The sequence below is a fragment of the Aeribacillus sp. FSL K6-2833 genome, from assembly GCF_037965815.1.
GTDB classification, from domain to species: domain Bacteria; phylum Bacillota; class Bacilli; order Bacillales; family Aeribacillaceae; genus Aeribacillus; species Aeribacillus composti.
Map to the genome: position 1 here is coordinate 826,745 of NZ_CP150189.1, position 17,051 is coordinate 843,795.

Here is a 17,051-nt window from a genome sequence, read left to right on the forward strand (position 1 = left end):
TAATTTTAATAAAATAATGAGGTGAAGAAAATGGAAACATATGTTTTAGCTCTAGACCAAGGAACGACAAGTTCACGTGCGATCATTTTTAATAAAAAAGGGGAAATCGTTCATATTTCACAAAAAGAATTTGCGCAATATTTTCCTAAACCAGGCTGGGTAGAGCATAATGCCAATGAAATTTGGGGTTCCATCTTATCCGTCATCGCCACTTCCTTGTCTGAGTCAGGAATAAAACCTGAGCAAATTGCAGGCATCGGAATTACGAACCAACGCGAAACAACGGTTGTTTGGGATAAAAACACAGGTCAGCCGGTATATAATGCCATTGTTTGGCAATCACGGCAAACGGCAGATATTTGTGAGGAGTTAAAGGCGAAGGGATTAAATGATACATTTCGTGAAAAGACAGGTCTGTTAATTGATGCATACTTTTCAGGAACAAAAGTCAAATGGATATTAGATCATGTTGAAGGGGCTAGAGAAAAAGCGGAAAGAGGAGAGCTTTTATTCGGAACAATTGATACTTGGTTAATTTGGAAGCTCTCGGGTGGAAAGGCGCATGTGACGGATTATTCAAATGCTTCAAGAACATTAATGTTCAATATTCATGAGCTGAAATGGGATGATGAACTGTTAGAAATTTTAACCGTGCCTAAATCCATGCTTCCGGAAGTACGTCCATCTTCAGAAATTTATGCACATACAGTTCCGTATCATTTCTTTGGGCAAGAAGTTCCGATTTCTGGAGCGGCTGGTGATCAGCAAGCAGCACTATTCGGTCAGGCTTGTTTTGAAGAAGGCATGGCGAAAAATACGTACGGTACGGGCTGCTTTATGCTTATGAACACGGGCGAAAAAGCTGTTGCTTCTAACCACGGACTACTAACAACAATTGCTTGGGGATTAAACGGAAAAGTGGAATATGCTTTAGAAGGAAGTATTTTTGTTGCAGGATCTGCCATTCAATGGTTAAGAGATGGACTTCGTATGTTAAAAAATGCTGCTGATAGCGAACAATATGCAGAACGTGTAGAATCCACAGACGGTGTATATGTAGTACCGGCGTTTGTCGGATTAGGAACACCGTATTGGGACAGCGATGTTAGAGGAGCTATATTTGGTTTGACACGGGGAACGCAAAAAGAACACTTTGTTCGTGCAACTTTAGAGTCCCTTGCCTATCAAACAAAAGATGTGCTGACTGCTATGGAAGCGGATTCGGGCATTTCCTTGAAAACCTTGCGTGTAGATGGCGGGGCAGTAAAAAATAATTTTCTAATGCAATTCCAGAGCGATTTGTTAGGTGTCCCTGTTGAACGTCCTGTTGTCAATGAAACTACTGCTCTTGGAGCGGCTTATTTAGCCGGCTTGGCAGTAGGATATTGGAAAGATCAATCAGAGATCGCGACACAATGGAACATTGACCGTACATTCGAACCATCTATGAATGAAGAAAAACGTAACAAATTATATGAAGGCTGGCAAAAAGCTGTAAAAGCTGCGATGGCTTTTAAATAAAGGTTCTCAGTCAATTGTTGAGGTGCACTTGATATGAAGTGCACCTCTTTTATATGTATGGAAGGTAAATCAGTGAGCATTATTCCTTATTTCTGAGACGATCAAAGTTGCGGAAAAACCATAAAAAATTTTTTCTCGGTATAAGTTATTCATCTCAAAGTGTATTCAGCTTACTCTAACTTACGGATATAATTTTATATGAAGTATAGTATAGTTATTCTAAATTCTTTAGTATACTTCAATGAAAAAGGAATCCAAAGTTAGAAAGATGATATTTAATGTTCAAATTGGTAAGAATGCTAAAATTGCGAGATCTAGAATTGTTTCGTATAGATAATCAAGATAATGAAACTATCTGTATGCTGTTGATTTTAGATTACAGAAGACCAAGTGTTTTGGATGATTTTCCAAATTTAAAGGAAATAGAGGATGAAAATTCATTTGAAGGCGCGGAGAATTATATCCACACTGTAATAATTTCAGAGGAAAAATTAGAAGAAAATATTGTCGGTCGAATTATTGAAGTAATTGAAGGATTAGTGGAGCATAAGCCAAATTGTGACAATAACAATTCATTTTATATTAGTAAATTTCCTGATCATTTTGAGGCTGGTGCACATTTAATAGAATATATTAAACCTATTTTAAATAAGATGAATTTTGGAATTGATCTAACATATATCACTGATAAACATTTCAATTATTTAACTCAAGAATAATTTTTTCATTAAAAGTAAAAGCGGTATCAAAAATGGAGATCTACTTTTAACTTCTGCTGAACTCGGGGGAACGAAAGTAAGGAATCCGGAGAAGCTAAAGGCAGAGCGATAACCCCGCCTTCTTGTACTAAAATTTAAGTTCGGCATTGGATGTATCAAGGATTCCTGCTGAATGTAGGAATCCCTTTTTGACACGATTCCGCACTAGAAAATCTGATTAAGTATTTCTCAAAGTATCCCTTGTGAAATAGTTGAACATGAGAAAATAAATTTGATGGCTAAAAAAGGATAAAACATGTGGTAAAATAGTGAAAATTAAAAATTAGAGGAGCGTTGTTTGTGATAAATTATAATGGCCGCAAGTTTGTTTCAATTGAAAATACAGATAATGGAGAAGTTTCTTCAGAAACGCTTTTTGAATATAAACAAGAAGGAAATATAATCTCAGCAACGTATAGCGGTGGAGAAATTATAAAAGGATTCTTAATTGGGATAGTAAAAGAAGATGGATGCTTAGAGTTTAGGTATAACCATGTGAATATCAAAAACGAGATTAGGGGTGGAAAATGTACTTCTACTCCAAAAATCTTACCAGATGGGCGAATTAGACTGTATGAGAATTGGAAATGGCTCGATGATAAGGAAACGGAAGGAAATTCAATTATTGAAGAAGTTGTTGAAAATCATTGATATATAAACTTGAGTTGAAAAATAAAGATTGCTGCGCTGCTGGTAGTATAGTGATGAAAAAGAAAAAAAAGAATTTAAAGTAGGTGCAACAGCTTTAGTGGAGGAGCAATAATGATTAGCATACAAAAAGATTCGGATGCTGCAATTATCTTGTTCACGAAATTTATGGAATCAATCAACATATGAAACATGTTTGTCAATCATTATCTGAAATTCGACTTTGATGTCTTCTGTTCGAATATGTTAGAACAGGAAACTCCTTTTGATTATTCTCAAGAGGAAGATGCTTACTTTAATTTTATGGAGAACATAGGTTTTACAAACGCTTTGGTCATGATTAAAAGTTTGTTATCGGAGATTAAGGATGGATATAAAAACATATTTGTCGCCGGATTCAGTGCAGGAGCAACCGTTGCATGGCTATGTAGTGAAGAACGACTTGTTGATGGAATTATTGGGTATTATGGTTCCGTATTAGAAATTATATGGAAATATCGCCTCAATGCCCGAAATTGCTGTTCTTTCCAGAAGAAGAAAAATTGTTTAATGTTGATGAGTTAATTTTAGCTTTAGAAAACAAGCATAATGTTGAGGTTCATAAGTTGAATGGACAACATGGATTCAGCGACCCATTCTCTTTAAAATATAACGAAGCATCAGCAAAAAAAGCTTTTAACCAGATGTTGTTTTTTCTTTGGAAACATTTAGACGTATTTAACTCCGATGGAAAAGCGGACTAACTTTTTTATCTGTGGTGAAGCTCCTTCATGATTGACTAATTGGCAGGCTAGCTGAAGAAGGCAAGGTTTAGTTTCAAAACAATGACGATATTTTTTCTGGTATGAATTTTGAAACAAACGCAGTACAGCACATCACCCAAGTGTGAAAAAAGTCGTCGACCTCCAATCGTGTAAAAATCCCTGGAGATCGACGACAGCTGTTTTTTGAAGGAAACAGCAGAATAATGGGCCATTGCTAAATTTTTCTATGTTCGTTATAATTAAAACCAACATCCGCCATTATTTAGAAAACATACTAACATCAACGTTTTTTGGGGTTTTTATCTTAACTATAAGGAATTGAAACTCTGGATACACACCATCAACAACAGCTCCAGCTAAGTTTTTATCTTAACTATAAGGAATTGAAACTTTAAAGCAGGTCTTTCAATCAATTCACCCGAATATCCGTTTTTATCTTAACTATAAGGAATTGAAACTAAAGTTCAGCAATCGCCCTCACATTCACACTTACTTGTTTTTATCTTAACTATAAGGAATTGAAACGCCATATCTTGAAGCTTCAGTGCTCGCTTTTTGCGGTTTTTAAGTACAAGGAATCAAAACTAATTGAGCATTAGTTCACTTGAAAGCGGAAGCAGCTGCACCCGATCTGTGAGCAATAGTTTCTCAATTATAAAGATCAACGAATAAACATATGCAGTGCCATTTATTTTTGCCTCTTGCCTCTGTTGCATCACTTTTCTACCCTATTGATCTCTCAATGAATTTAGACATTTGATTTTATAATCGTATCTTATAAAAGGGAGAAGTCTTAAGACAGCCGATATCAATTCCTGTTTGCAGACCATGCGGACGTTTTTCAACTCAATTGCAAATTCCTTGTAAACACCCTTGCCTTTCATTCATTCACAAATAAAAACAGCTTTCCTAAATACATGGTCCCTCCAAATTTGATATACCTTTACTTCACGAAAATCAATCATATTCTTTTGCAGACAATAAATTTGGCTAACGATGAATGGATAAGAGAAAAAGTTATTCAGAGAGATTTCAGGTGAAAGACAAAATAAAAGCTTGTAAGTATGAAAAGCAATGCCGTATGATAGCAATAAGTTAGGCAATTTTTTCAATTTTTGGAGGTATTCTATGAAAATTGCATTTATTCTTTTTGATCGAATGACAGCTCTTGATTTTGTAGGTTTTTATGATGCGGTAACACGCTTGAAAACAATGGGTTTTAATGAAGAATTAAGCTGGACCTTGTGTGGAATGAAAGATGAAATAAGTGATGATCGGGGAATTACAGTTAAGATTCAAGAAGTGGCTCCTAATTTATCTCAGTATGATTTGTTATTTGTCCCCGGGGGATTCGGTACTCGAGAATTATTGCATGATTCTGAATTTATCGAATGGTTAAAAACGGGCAGCAATGCGACGTATAAAGTGTCCGTTTGTACAGGTTCCATACTTTTTGGCGCTGCTGGTTTTCTTGATAGAAAGAAAGCGACGACCCATCCAAACGAGTATGATTTACTTCGATCTTATTGTTCAGAAGTTATAGAAGATCGAATTGTGAAGGACGGTTATGTTATTACTGGCGGCGGGGTCGCAACATCTGTGGATCTCGGTTTATTTATTTGTGAGCTGCTTGCAGGCAGAGAAGCTGTTCTTCGCATTCAAAAACAAATGGACTACCCATATTACAAAGTTAGGCAATATAATTTAGACTAAGCTCTTCTATAAGAAGCTTTCTTTTTTTGTTGTTATTTATTTTCAGAATTGTTATGATACTGCTTTCTCGTTTAATACATAAATGCTGCAAATTACGGATTATCACCGGTTTTGCTTAATCACTAATTAGGCGAAGAGTTTCGGAACGATGCCTGTTTAACAGGGGTGATTTTATAGGGATTAGTATAAAATTATTTCAAACGAAAGCGTCTCAATAAATTTAGACGGGATTTGCACAAGCAAAAGCATAAACTAGGCGAAAACCGCATGGAAATTCCGTAATTTTTGCACCAGATTGGAAGCAGATTACTCGGACTTATGCAAGATAAAACTTTCCGTACTTATGGAACTCTAAATACCGCCAACTGGATAAGCGTGGAAAAAATAAAATGAAAGCTCTCTGCTCCTCTTTGAGATTCACCTTTTCAAAGAGGAGTATTTGTTTTGATAGTATTCTTTCTTAACTAGCAGGTTGCTCTCTGATGTCAGTCTATATAGACACAATGAGCAGATAATTGTATAGTAAATCTATCGATCATGTCTATAATGAAATAGCAAAAGGTTTCTGCCAATGTGAAGATTTTTTACAAAGAATTTTTTAATCGTTGCGCTACATGTAAACACTGTACATGACTAACTTTGATCGTTTGGAAATGAATCGATGCTCTGGCAAAGCTTCAGCAATCGTAGCTCATATAGTTGAATGGAATCATGATTAAAATGCTAATTTTTGTTTTTTTCTAATGAGCTTTATATCGCTTATTATCATTACTACTCGACACTAAATTTAGGCCAATGATCCGAATTTTTTTATTTGCGGCTGATGAAAAGAAGTAATTTTAAGTTGACAATATAAACTGTAATCATTATTATTACACTTAGGAGGAAGGTTCAATATGAATAGCGATTTTTCGATTGCCGTTCACTGCGTTGCGTATCTGGCTGAAAAGCAAAATCAGCGAGTAACCAGTGAAGACATTTCTCAAAGTGTTTCTGTCCACCCAGTAAGATTAAGAAAAATCTTAAGCATATTAAGAAAAGAAAATATAATTGCTTCTAAAGAAGGGGCAAAGGGCGGATTTTCGTTAAACGCTCAGCCTGAACAAATTACGTTAGACAAAATTTTTAGAATCACTAGTGAGGAAACGCTTGTGCCGAAATGTCCCGATTCCAATGACAACTGTATAATAGGCAAACATCTGTCAGATGTACTCATTCGTATTTTTCATAATGCAGAAGAACATTTTTTAAACTATTTAAAAGGTGTGACGGTCCAAGATATCATTAATGAAATTCATAATAATAGCTCAAAAAGTTCGTTTCATGCCTGAAACAAAATAGTTTGTTGCGGCAAAAATTTTTTTTAAATAAAACTGTAATCAAAAACGTTTCAGTTTAAGGAGGTGAATGATGATGAAGAAAAAACGAGTAGTCGTCGGAATGTCTGGAGGAGTGGATTCCTCTGTAGCTGCTTATCTTCTTAAAAAAGAAGGGTACGACGTCATCGGGGTATTTATGAAAAACTGGGATGATACGAATGATGATGGTGTATGTACGGCAGCTGAGGATTATGAAGATGTTAAACGAGTTGCCAACCAACTCGGGATTCCTTACTATGGCGTCAACTTTGAAAAAGAATATTGGGATCGTGTATTTACGTATTTCATGGATGAGCTGAAGCGAGGCCGAACACCGAATCCAGATGTAATATGCAATACTGAAATTAAATTTAAAGCGTTTGTTGACTATGCTCTTTCACTTGATGCGGATTATATCGCAACGGGTCATTACGCAAGAATCAACAGAGAAAATGGCCAAATCACCTTGCTGCGTGGAAAAGATGCGAATAAAGATCAAACGTATTTTCTTAGCCAGCTAACATCGGACCATTTGTCTAAAGTTCTGTTCCCGCTGGGTGAGTTAACGAAGGGTGAGGTGCGAAAAATCGCCCAAGAATTGAACCTTATTACCGCCAATAAAAAAGATAGTACCGGAATCTGTTTTATTGGAGAACGAAATTTCAAAAACTTTTTAAAGAATTTTTTGCCGGCACAGCCTGGAGAAATTCGTTCGCTTGATGGAGAAGTGCTCGGTACTCATGATGGTTTAATGTATTACACAATCGGCCAACGAAAAGGGCTTGGCATCGGCGGCAAAGGAACAGGAGAACCTTGGTATGTCGTCGATAAAGATTTAGACAACAATGTTTTACTTGTTGCTCAAGGCAAAGACCATCCGGCATTGTTCTCTACTGGACTGATTGCATCAAACCTGAACTTGATAAATGGGGATGTTCGTCTTAGTACGTTTGCATGTACAGCTAAATTCCGCTACCGTCAAGAGGATCAAAAGGTGCGTGTCCATATTCGTCCGGATGGAACGGTGTTTGTAGAATTTGAAAAACCAGTTAAGGCTGTGACACCAGGGCAAGTAGCGGTATTTTATGAAGGTGAGATTTGTCTTGGCAGCGCCATTATTGACAAAGTGATAAAAGACGATGCTGCTATTGCCGCGGCTGCATCATAAAAAGTTCGTTACAGATATAATATATGTTTTTGTACAAATTATAAATATTGTTCATATCTGTAAAACAAATTATTTTAAACAGGGCCTTTCCTTTATATACGGCCCACCTTTTCTTAAGGAGTGGTAAAAACAATGGAAAAATTTAAAAATCATAAAGGGTATTCACGCATGTATCAAGAGAACAAACTGACTTTAGGGCTGTTCTTTCCGATTGAATCGTATATGGGAGACGTCCCTGAGATGAATATCGAAAAGCAAATGAAGCTGGCAAAACGAGCAGAAGAGCTGAATTTCGCTTCATTGTTTGTGAGAGATGTGCCGCTGCGCGATCCAAATTTCGGAGATGTTGGACAAATGTATGATCCGTTTACGTATTTAGGGTATGTTGCGGCTCACACCGATAAGATTGCTTTAGCAACTGGAAGCATTATTTTAACGCTGCGTCACCCACTTCATGTGGCAAAAGCGGCAGCTTCTGTAGACAGATTATCTGGTGAAAGACTCATTCTCGGCGTCGCAACTGGTGACCGTCCAATCGAGTTTCCAGCATTTTCTGTGAATCCAGAAGAACGGAGCGAATTATTCCGAGAATCAGTAGCTGCTATAAGAAAGGTTTGGCGTGACCATTTTCCGACGATTAACACGACACGAGTGCATATGACAAGTGGAGATATGCTGCCAAAACCAAAATTGTCAGATATACCATTAATGGTAACAGGTCACAGTGGACAATCTCCTGAATGGATTGCTGAACATAGTGATGGATGGATATACTATCCGCGTGGAATTAAGTTTCAAAAAGCATTAATCGATAATTGGCGTTCGCTAACAGAAGAATTTAAGCCATTTTCCCAATCTCTTTACATTGACTTAACGGAAGATCCAAATCATGTACCAATTCCGATACATCTTGGATTCCGTACGGGACGAAATTTCGTAATCGAATTTCTTGGAGCTTTACAGGATGCAGGTGTGAACCATGTCATCATCAACTTAAAATATGGACAGCGTCCAGTCGAAGAAGTGATTGAAGAATTAGGCGAGTATGTGCTTCCGCATTTCCCTGCTTTAACATGATAAGAAAATTTAAAAACCATCATATGAGAAAGGATGGATATGATGAAAGTTTTGGTCATTGGAGCCAACGGGCAAGTAGGACAACAAGTAGTAAATATGCTTCATGCGCATGAACAGCATTCTGTTCGTGCAATGGTTCGAAAGCAAGAGCAATTGGAGGATTTTCAGAAAAAAGGAATTGAAGCGGTGCTCGCTGATTTGGAAGGCACTGTCGATGAAATTGCCGAAGCGGCCAAAGGCTGCGATGCGATCGTATTTTCAGCTGGTTCAGGGGGACACACAGGGGCTGATAAAACATTGCTGATAGATTTAGACGGCGCTGTAAAAGCCATGGAGGCTGCTGAAAAAATCGGAATTGAACGTTTTGTTATCGTGAGCTCATTCCAAGCCCATAATCGTCAGAACTGGCCGGAAAACCTTAAGCCATATTATGTCGCCAAACATTATGCCGACCGTGTGTTGATGAATAGCGGCCTAAATTATACGATTATTCGTCCTGGTTATCTAAAGAATGAAAAAGGTACAGGACTGGTTACCGCAGCTGAAAACTTACCTGTCGGTTACATTCCCCGGGAGGATGTAGCAAGAACGATTGTTCAAGCTCTTGATGAACCAAATACGTATAGAAAAGCATTCGATTTAATGTCAGGAGATAAAGAAATTAGCGAAGCGTTGAAATCACTGTAATGTACCGTTCAACGGAAAAGGAAGGGAGAAATTAGAAAATGGCTTACCCTTTTTACGCAATGGATTTTGCTTTCTATAATTCAATGGGTATTTATAGTTTTGAAGCTCGATGTGAAATGTTAAAGGAAATTGGCTATGACGCAACCCATTTATCCGTCTGGCACGGAGAGCGATGGAGAGATGTAGAAAAGCTCAAAAACGTTAAGGAGAAATATGGGCTGGACGTTGCAGGCGTGTACGTTGTGTTAGATCTTTCACTAGGCGAGGACCATCCAAGAAATGCAGGCATTTTAAAGATGCTGGAGATTATGGAAGGGTGCAGCACGGTTGAGCTGGCGATTCAATCTGTCGGAGAGCATATCCGCCCTTCAGATCCAAAAGGGGACGACATCGCAGTAAAATGGCTGGAAAAAGCATTGAAGATTGCCGAACGAAGAAATATTAACATTTTGCTTTACACGCATCTATCCTTCTGGATTGAACGCCATGAAGATGCAGTGAGACTATGCAAACGCCTGAATCATCCTAATCTTGGAATTGTCTTTTGCGGCTACCATTGGTATGCGGCAGATGGAACAAATCTAAAAGGAACGATTCAAGCGGTAGCTCCTTACTTAAAACAAGTAAACATGTCCGGCAGCAGCCGCAATCCGCACGGTTTTGGCGGAGTGGCAACAATCGAGCCTTTGGATGTTGGGGAGTTAGATAATTTTGCGTTGCTTGGACAGTTAAAAAAGATCGGTTATAACGGAATGATCGGCTACTTAGGTTGGAGTGAAGGCGGCGACGCTTATAGTAAGCTGAGACGTTCACTCAATGCGTTCCGTGATATGGAGCGTAGAGTTGAGGCACACCCGCACTGGGCGGATTTAAAATTAACTCCATAATGAAAAATATTGAGGTGCTAGTCGTACAATAATAAAGCTCAACTAGCACCTCGTGCATTCAGCCAATGTACTGCGGTATTCACCGAAGTACATTTTTTTATTGAAGCTTTTAAGATCCTTTATTTTTCAACAACTGCCTTTTCATTTACAGCCGTTTTTTTCACATACATCGTTACGCCGATGATGATAAGAATAAGAAGCAGCTGTGGCACTACTGTTTCAATCGTCGGATAGAAACCGATTGGTTCAATATAAGGAACATTCGGCAATGAATGTGTTGGCAGCGTGTTTGCTATCTGCATGGCATGAATACTGATTCCGAGCATTTTGAATGATAATACATAAATTAGCAGCGTTGCGCCCATAAAGAACGGCCGGACGGGAATCGCTGAACTAAAGCGGATGATAATAAACCCGAGGATCACTAAGATCGCCATGGCGATAGCGATTCCTAAAATTAACTGGCTGATTTCCATCGACGGAGCCATTCCGGCATAGAAAATAATCGTTTCGGCACCTTCGCGAAAAATTGAGAGAAAACTTAGCAAGGCCATGGAGAACAAGCTTCCTTTTGCCAATGCGTGTCCGAGATGCTCTTTAATATATTGATTCCAGTGGGCGATATTTGACTTTTTGTGAAGCCAAGCGCCAACCGTCATCATCATTACAACAGCAGTGATGCCGACGATTCCTTCGATCGATTCGCGGCTTCCGGCAACAGTTATTTTGGAGAAAAACATGTTCATGACAACAGCTAGAATAGCACTAGAAATGATGCCGCACAAAACGCCGATCCAAATCCAACCTTGTTTGTCGGCATGATTCGTTTTCTTCAAAAATGAAAGCAAACCGGCGATGATTAAAAGAGCTTCAAATCCCTCACGCAGTAAAATAAGCATAGCATCTATATACGTATAGCTTGTTTTGGCTGCGATGAGCTGAAGGGAATCATATAATTCACTAATCATCGTTTGAGCTTTTTCTACGTTTTTATTGTCAGACTGCAATAAACTGATTGCGGAGGGAATTTCAGTTTCCATGCGATTGTATAGGGAGTAGTCTTTTGTCCGAACCTCCCCTTCAACTACCGGCCATATAAGCAATATTTTGTTTAAATGTTCTGATGCCTCGGATGGGTTATGATCTTTTAGCGACTGTACGCTTTTTTCCAATAAATCTGTTACATCACTTAATGTGTATTCATTTCCAGCGGATTTTCCCGCATTTTTCCCGCTTAAAAAATTTTCAACAGAAGCTGTCAGATCCTTGAGGCTCTTTAAAGCCTTCTCTCGATCAGGCGGAGTTTGCGTCAGTGAAATTCTTAACAAAGCAAGCTGTGTTTCAATTTCGCCATACGAAACAACGCTTTCGGTACGAACAATGTTCTCGTTTGCCGTCCAAGTGGAAAGTAATTGCTGATATTTCATGGCCGCCTGATCAAAATTATTGTTTTGAATCATTTTTTCGATTTCATCAATAAATTGATACATCTGTTTTAGCTTTTCTTTTTCTTTTTGCGGATCTGTCGGATTTTGTTCTTCTTCGTACGAAGTAAGCGCTTTTGATAAAGCGGACAAATTTTCACTTATTTTCGTTGCATCTTTTTCAGATTGAGCCAGGGCGTTTTTCGCATTTTTTAACTGTTTATCGACTTCAGCTGTTTTTTTGCTATCAACAGCTTTTACTTCGTTCCATTGCTGTGAGAATTGTTCCAAATTGTCCTGTACGACATCCCAGTTCGCTTCCTTTGTTTTCATGATGGCATCGCCTATCAAAACATATAAATCATCAAGGTTCTCTGCGGCTACGGCTTTATTTGAGAAAATACCCATTGTGAAAAGAATTGCGAAGGCAATAAGCCCTAATTTTTTATACATCAGCTTCAACTCCTATGAAAGAGAGAAAGGGATTATGAAAATAACGTTTCTCCAATATATCCGCCTTTTTTTACTCCAGGAAGACAGGCAAATACGGCACTTCCTCGATGGACGATATATTCGTTTAATTCATCCATTTGCGAAAGCCGCTTTTGAATTGGGATAAATTGCTTGCTTATGCTGCGCTGAAAGCTGATAAACAATAATCCGGCATCAAATGTTCCAGTTTTTGCATCTATTCCATCCGCATATGAATAAGAACGGCGCAAAATTTTCTGTTTTCCGTCACCGTGAGCGACTCGAACATGGGCGGTCATTGGAATGTAGTATTCTCCGTTTTCATCCTTCTTTTCAAAATCCGGCGGATCGAACTCATTTTTTTGCCCAAGATATGCACCTGAATCCCGGTATCTGCCAAACGTATTTTCTTGTTCCTTTAAAGTAGTCCGATCCCAAACTTCGATAAACATTTGAATCCGCCTTACTACTAAATACGTTCCGTTCACGAGCCAATCAGGTCCGTCACCGGGCTGCACCCAAACGTATTGATTCATTTCAGCAGAATTTTTCACATTTGGATTCACTGTTCCATCCTTAAAGCCAAATAAATTTCGCGGCGTTTCCTTTTTCGGACTCGCTTGCTTTGTACGCTGGAAGCCGGCCTGTGCCCAACGAAGAACCGCTTTGCCGCGGGCAATTCTCGCTAAATTTCTAACCGCATGGAAGGCAACCTGCAAATCATCCGAGCATGCTTGAATACAAAGATCTCCGCCTGTCCACTGCTCTTCCAATGAATCAAGCGGAAACTTCGGCAGTTCTTTTAGTTCATCCGGCTGCTTTTTTTGCAAACCAAATCTATCCTTGTTGTTTTTTGTAAAAAGCGTCGGGCCGACGCCGAAAGTAATGGTTAAATTTGACGCATTAAGTCCTGCAGCTTCCCCCGTATCATCTGGAGGAAGGTATTTATTATTAGCTGGATCTCCAACCGATTTGCCTTCTGTCATAGCTGCGGCAGCCTTCGTCCATTCTTTAAAAAGCTGAATAAGCTCGTTTCTGTCTTCAGCCGTCACGTCAAAAGCAGCAAAATAAATGTGGTTTTGCACTTCAGTTGCAATGCCTGCCTGATGTTTTCCGTAAAACGGAACAACCGCATTTGTATTTTCTTTTTTTTGAGAGGTCGGCAACACGTCAGCCAATGCTAGCGCTCCACCAATGCCGGATGCACCGATTAGCACGCCGACTCCTCCGATGCCCGCAGCCTTCAACACATCTCGTCTTGATACGTTCTTGTTAAAGACAGATGTCGTTTCTTTTTTATCAGGTTCAGACATTGGTTATCCCTCCAGTACAACCCCTAGTTTAGAAAGAGGCTCTGCCAGTTCATTGATCGATTGGCTCAATTCTTTTACTTGATCCTTGGTTAGTTCAGTATATGAAATATACCCGTCGCCTTTTTTATATTTGTCAAGAAGTGCATAAACTGCTTGAAACCGCTGTTCGATTTCCTTAGCGAGCGCCTCATCCTTTTCCTTAAGGGCAGGGCTCATTAATTCATAAATCTTTTCAGCACCCTCAACATTGGCAACAAAATCGTATAAATCTGTATGGGAATAACGATCCTCTTCACCTGTAACTTTTGATGTTGAAACTTCATTTAAAAGGTCGACTGCGCCGGTGATCAAAAGATCGGGTGTCACATCAACAGTTTCAACTTTTGCGCGCAAAAGCTTCACATCTTTTATAAGCTGCTCAGCATATTTTTCATAGCCTTTCGTCGTATTTTCAACCCAGAGTCCCTTTTCAATCCGGTGATAACCTCCCCACTCTGCATCAGGGACATCACCTTCACGAGCGTCAATTTTCGGATCGAGTTCTGCAAACGCTTCAGCAATTGGTTCAGAACGCTCATAGTGCATGCGAGCCGGCGCATAAAGTTCTTTTGCTTTTTCCACATCCCCAGCGATCACTGCATTGGCAAACTCTTCTGTCTTTTTAACAAATTCATCTATTTCAGCGATCGCAAACGTGCGATAATCTGTAGATATTTGATTTAAATCAACTTGGGAGCTTTCTTTCGCTGTCTCTTTTTTTGCCGGTTCCGTTGTTGAACTTTCATTTGATTGGGAACAGCTAAACAACAAACTGCTTGATAAAAATAATATGACAGGCAATTTATAGCGTTTCATGCGATCAACAACCCCTCAAATTAATGATTTTCATTCTCAATTATATTGGGAATGAAAATCAACTTCAATAGTTTTCTTCCTGTTACTAGAACTTAAAGGTGAAAATTGTATGTCAATATTGCTCGCTAGATAAGCCTATACGTTTTACTGCATTATTGAATGACTAACATCCTCGAAATGCAAATGTTAAGATACTTCCAGAATTTCAGTCTTTCAGTTTCATATATTTGATTATGACGAAAAACCATTTAATCAATGTTTGGTCAACACAACGTTTCATTGTTTTCACCGCATCATAATAATCTGATTTTGACAATGAAAAGTTCCATGGCTGTCGCTTGGATCGTTTTCATTTTCACGATGACCTATGAAGCGTTTATCTAAAAAACTTTTCCAGACAAGTCGCTATCTAAAATAAAAAACTGTTCAGCAGTAAAAGCTTTAATTCAACGATTAGCGTATTTCAAAAGGAATTTTGCATAAAAAGTCGAATGTTCATATTGGTGGAAAATGTGGGAAGGAGGAGAAAAATGAGTATCGTTGATCCTTTGAAACACGAAATTTGGCGCCGTTTTGTTCGGGAGGGAGTATTGGATCATGGGAGGATGAATAAAAGAATTGAAGAGTCATGGTATATTTGCCGCCGACAAAATGTCGATCCTTACGATGGAAAAGGAAGGATTGTGCTCGATTCGCAGCTGTTGACGGAAAGAAGGAAAAAGAATCAAAGATTGCTTCAAATTGCTGCTCCGATATTAGAACATTTGGAAAAAGTGTTTCAAGAAACGAAATCAATTCTTCTTCTCGCTGATAGTAACGGATACGTTTTGTATATGAACGGCCATAAACAGGCCATGAACAAGGCAGAAACAATCAATTTTATTGAGGGGGTGAAGTGGACTGAAGATGAGGTGGGGACGAACGCAATTGGAACAACATTGAGGATTCGTGAACCTATTACGGTTACTGGGTTAGAGCATTACTCTCTTGCTTCTCAGCAGTGGGTATGTTCAGCCACGCCGATCTATGACGAAAAAAAAGAACTTGTCGGAATTATCGACTTATCTTACCCCATCGACTGCTCTCAATTTTCCAACCATGCCTTAGCCACTGTTGTCGCTGCAGCGTATACGATTGAACAACAATTTCACATGAGAAAAAAGGACGATATGTTGGAGTTGCTTAAATATTCATCGAAAGTGAAAAATCCTCATTTCCCTTCAATGATATGTGATGATCAAGGGAAGATTGTATGGATCAACCATTGTTTACGTTCTTTCTTCGCGAGCATGATGGATCAACCGCTTGAAGAAATTTGTGATAAAAATTGGCGAATCAAAACGAAGACTCCTATTTTTTCTTCCATTTACCATGATTTGATTGGCTATGAAGTTACCCTGCAGAAGACGAATTATCATGAAGCTTTTCCATTTCCTACAACAATTTATCACTTTGAAGGAGTAGTTGGAAAAAGCTTATCATTTCAAAATCTTTTAAAGATCTGTGAAAAAGTTGCAAAAACGGAGTCGACTGTTTGTATCATGGGAGAAACAGGAACAGGAAAAGAACTCATTGCTCGTTCGATTCATCAAAATAGTGTGAGAAAAAATAAGCCGTTTGTTGCAGTAAATTGCGGAGCTATTCCAAAGGAATTGATCGGCAGCGAGTTATTTGGTTACGTTGACGGGGCATTTACAGGAGCCAAACGGACGGGGCATAAAGGGAAATTTGTTCAGGCTGACGGCGGAACCATTTTTCTTGATGAAATCGGTGAAATACCGTCGGAAATGCAAGTAGCGCTTTTAAGAGTGCTTCAGGAAAAAGAAGTTGTACCGATTGGCGGGGAAAAGCCCGTTCCTGTTGATATAAGAGTCATAACTGCAACACATCGCAATTTATACAAATTAGTAAAGGAAGGAAAGCTGCGTGAAGATTTATTTTACCGCATTTATGTATGCACGCTTAACGTTCCGCCATTAAGAGAGCGTAAAGAAGATATCCCATTCTTTATTGAGTATTATTGTCAAAAAAATGATTGGCTCATTTCTTTTCCAGATGATGTCATACAGTTGTTTTCAGCTTATCACTGGCCCGGAAATATAAGGGAGCTGTTTAACGTGCTCGAGCGTATACGAGTGGAATATGGAGACCGTATTCCATCCATTTCCCACTTGAAATCCATGCTGATTGCTTGGGAGCAAGAACAGGAAAATTCCGAAACATTCCATAAAGGTAATTTGTCGTATCGGGATCAGCTAGAAAGAGAACGCATTCTAAATATGTTGAAGAAAACAAATGGAAATATTGGTGAGGCGGCTGCTGCGTTAAATATCTCTCGAAGTACACTGTATCGCAAATTAAAAAAATATAAATTGAGCTAATTTGCGACAAAACGATAAAAATTAGG

The 17,051-nt window shown here is 38.7% G+C and carries 15 protein-coding genes and 1 CRISPR repeat array; of the genes, 12 read left to right on the plus strand and 3 right to left on the minus strand.

Translation table 11 applies throughout. The features are described from left to right. The first annotated feature begins 30 nt into the window (after positions 1-30). The 11 genes from glpK to NSQ94_RS04215 all read left to right on the plus strand — a co-directional run bounded on the left by glpK (position 31) and on the right by NSQ94_RS04215 (position 10,581). Positions 31-1,521: a glycerol kinase GlpK gene (gene glpK / locus NSQ94_RS04165; RefSeq protein ID WP_130157090.1), complete on the plus strand. Its 1,491-nt coding sequence runs from the start codon at positions 31-33 to the stop codon at positions 1,519-1,521. Positions 1,522-1,799: 278 nt separating this feature from the next. Further along, positions 1,800-2,240, plus strand: coding sequence for a hypothetical protein (locus NSQ94_RS04170; RefSeq protein WP_066250979.1), 441 nt, complete (start codon positions 1,800-1,802; stop codon positions 2,238-2,240). A gap of 339 nt (positions 2,241-2,579) precedes the next feature. Further along, positions 2,580-2,930: a n-acetylglutamate synthase gene (locus tag NSQ94_RS04175; protein WP_198318546.1), complete on the plus strand. Its 351-nt coding sequence runs from the start codon at positions 2,580-2,582 to the stop codon at positions 2,928-2,930. Positions 2,931-3,170: 240 nt separating this feature from the next. Continuing rightward, the gene (locus NSQ94_RS04180) at positions 3,171-3,491 is read left to right on the plus strand and encodes a dienelactone hydrolase family protein (protein ID WP_327873410.1); all 321 of its coding nucleotides are present in this window, start codon (positions 3,171-3,173) and stop codon (positions 3,489-3,491) included. Next, positions 3,470-3,670 carry a hypothetical protein gene (locus NSQ94_RS04185; RefSeq protein WP_339230216.1) on the plus strand — a complete coding sequence of 67 codons (201 nt, stop codon included), beginning with the start codon at positions 3,470-3,472 and terminating at the stop codon, positions 3,668-3,670. The genes NSQ94_RS04180 and NSQ94_RS04185 overlap by 22 nt, the downstream gene beginning before the upstream one ends. A 316-nt stretch (positions 3,671-3,986) precedes the next feature. Then, a CRISPR array of direct repeats spans positions 3,987-4,217; the repeat unit is 31 nt; unit sequence GTTTTTATCTTAACTATAAGGAATTGAAACT. 602 nt (positions 4,218-4,819) lie between these two features. Next, positions 4,820-5,404 (plus strand): DJ-1/PfpI family protein, encoded by a 585-nt coding sequence (locus tag NSQ94_RS04190; RefSeq protein ID WP_339230218.1) that lies wholly within the window; start codon positions 4,820-4,822, stop codon positions 5,402-5,404. 896 nt (positions 5,405-6,300) lie between these two features. Beyond that, positions 6,301-6,735 carry an Rrf2 family transcriptional regulator gene (locus NSQ94_RS04195; protein ID WP_063387215.1) on the plus strand — a complete coding sequence of 145 codons (435 nt, stop codon included), beginning with the start codon at positions 6,301-6,303 and terminating at the stop codon, positions 6,733-6,735. Between the two features lie 82 nt (positions 6,736-6,817). After that, positions 6,818-7,930 (plus strand): tRNA 2-thiouridine(34) synthase MnmA, encoded by a 1,113-nt coding sequence (gene mnmA, locus NSQ94_RS04200; protein WP_082829590.1) that lies wholly within the window; start codon positions 6,818-6,820, stop codon positions 7,928-7,930. 132 nt (positions 7,931-8,062) lie between these two features. Further along, positions 8,063-9,007, plus strand: a complete 945-nt coding sequence (locus NSQ94_RS04205) for an LLM class oxidoreductase (RefSeq protein ID WP_063387217.1) — start codon at positions 8,063-8,065, stop codon at positions 9,005-9,007. A 42-nt stretch (positions 9,008-9,049) separates the two neighbouring features. Further along, complete coding sequence (locus NSQ94_RS04210) at positions 9,050-9,694, plus strand: SDR family oxidoreductase (RefSeq protein ID WP_063387218.1); 645 nt, start codon at positions 9,050-9,052, stop codon at positions 9,692-9,694. Positions 9,695-9,732: 38 nt separating this feature from the next. Continuing rightward, positions 9,733-10,581, plus strand: coding sequence for a TIM barrel protein (locus tag NSQ94_RS04215; protein WP_063387219.1), 849 nt, complete (start codon positions 9,733-9,735; stop codon positions 10,579-10,581). A 119-nt stretch (positions 10,582-10,700) separates the two neighbouring features. Here NSQ94_RS04215 and NSQ94_RS04220 read toward each other — a convergent pair whose 3' ends face one another. Genes NSQ94_RS04220 through efeO form a run of 3 tightly spaced genes read right to left on the minus strand, consistent with a single transcriptional unit; the run spans position 10,701 to position 14,644 of the window. Next, the gene (locus tag NSQ94_RS04220) at positions 10,701-12,458 is read right to left on the minus strand and encodes an FTR1 family protein (protein ID WP_144597039.1); all 1,758 of its coding nucleotides are present in this window, start codon (positions 12,456-12,458) and stop codon (positions 10,701-10,703) included. A gap of 32 nt (positions 12,459-12,490) precedes the next feature. Beyond that, positions 12,491-13,789, minus strand: a complete 1,299-nt coding sequence (gene efeB / locus NSQ94_RS04225; RefSeq protein ID WP_144597041.1) for an iron uptake transporter deferrochelatase/peroxidase subunit — start codon at positions 13,787-13,789, stop codon at positions 12,491-12,493. A gap of 3 nt (positions 13,790-13,792) precedes the next feature. Further along, positions 13,793-14,644, minus strand: coding sequence for an iron uptake system protein EfeO (efeO, locus tag NSQ94_RS04230; protein WP_063387222.1), 852 nt, complete (start codon positions 14,642-14,644; stop codon positions 13,793-13,795). A gap of 530 nt (positions 14,645-15,174) precedes the next feature. On the opposite strand from efeO, the gene NSQ94_RS04235 reads away from it, so the two are divergent. Continuing rightward, on the plus strand, positions 15,175-17,025 hold the full coding sequence (locus tag NSQ94_RS04235; protein ID WP_066250963.1) for a sigma-54-dependent Fis family transcriptional regulator: 1,851 nt from the start codon (positions 15,175-15,177) through the stop codon (positions 17,023-17,025). Positions 17,026-17,051 lie beyond the last annotated feature (26 nt).

Bases quoted from the DNA above. Each gene is read 5' to 3' on its own strand.
- glpK (WP_130157090.1), top strand. From the start codon at position 31: ATGGAAACATATGTTTTAGCTCTAGACCAAGGAACGACAAGTTCACGT.
- NSQ94_RS04170 (WP_066250979.1), top strand. From the start codon at position 1,800: ATGTTCAAATTGGTAAGAATGCTAAAATTGCGAGATCTAGAATTGTTT.
- NSQ94_RS04180 (WP_327873410.1), top strand. From the start codon at position 3,171: ATGTTAGAACAGGAAACTCCTTTTGATTATTCTCAAGAGGAAGATGCT.
- NSQ94_RS04190 (WP_339230218.1), top strand. From the start codon at position 4,820: ATGAAAATTGCATTTATTCTTTTTGATCGAATGACAGCTCTTGATTTT.
- NSQ94_RS04195 (WP_063387215.1), top strand. From the start codon at position 6,301: ATGAATAGCGATTTTTCGATTGCCGTTCACTGCGTTGCGTATCTGGCT.
- mnmA (WP_082829590.1), top strand. From the start codon at position 6,818: ATGAAGAAAAAACGAGTAGTCGTCGGAATGTCTGGAGGAGTGGATTCC.
- NSQ94_RS04205 (WP_063387217.1), top strand. From the start codon at position 8,063: ATGGAAAAATTTAAAAATCATAAAGGGTATTCACGCATGTATCAAGAG.
- NSQ94_RS04210 (WP_063387218.1), top strand. From the start codon at position 9,050: ATGAAAGTTTTGGTCATTGGAGCCAACGGGCAAGTAGGACAACAAGTA.
- NSQ94_RS04215 (WP_063387219.1), top strand. From the start codon at position 9,733: ATGGCTTACCCTTTTTACGCAATGGATTTTGCTTTCTATAATTCAATG.
- NSQ94_RS04220 (WP_144597039.1), bottom strand. From the start codon at position 12,458: ATGTATAAAAAATTAGGGCTTATTGCCTTCGCAATTCTTTTCACAATG.
- efeB (WP_144597041.1), bottom strand. From the start codon at position 13,789: ATGTCTGAACCTGATAAAAAAGAAACGACATCTGTCTTTAACAAGAAC.
- efeO (WP_063387222.1), bottom strand. From the start codon at position 14,644: ATGAAACGCTATAAATTGCCTGTCATATTATTTTTATCAAGCAGTTTG.
- NSQ94_RS04235 (WP_066250963.1), top strand. From the start codon at position 15,175: ATGAGTATCGTTGATCCTTTGAAACACGAAATTTGGCGCCGTTTTGTT.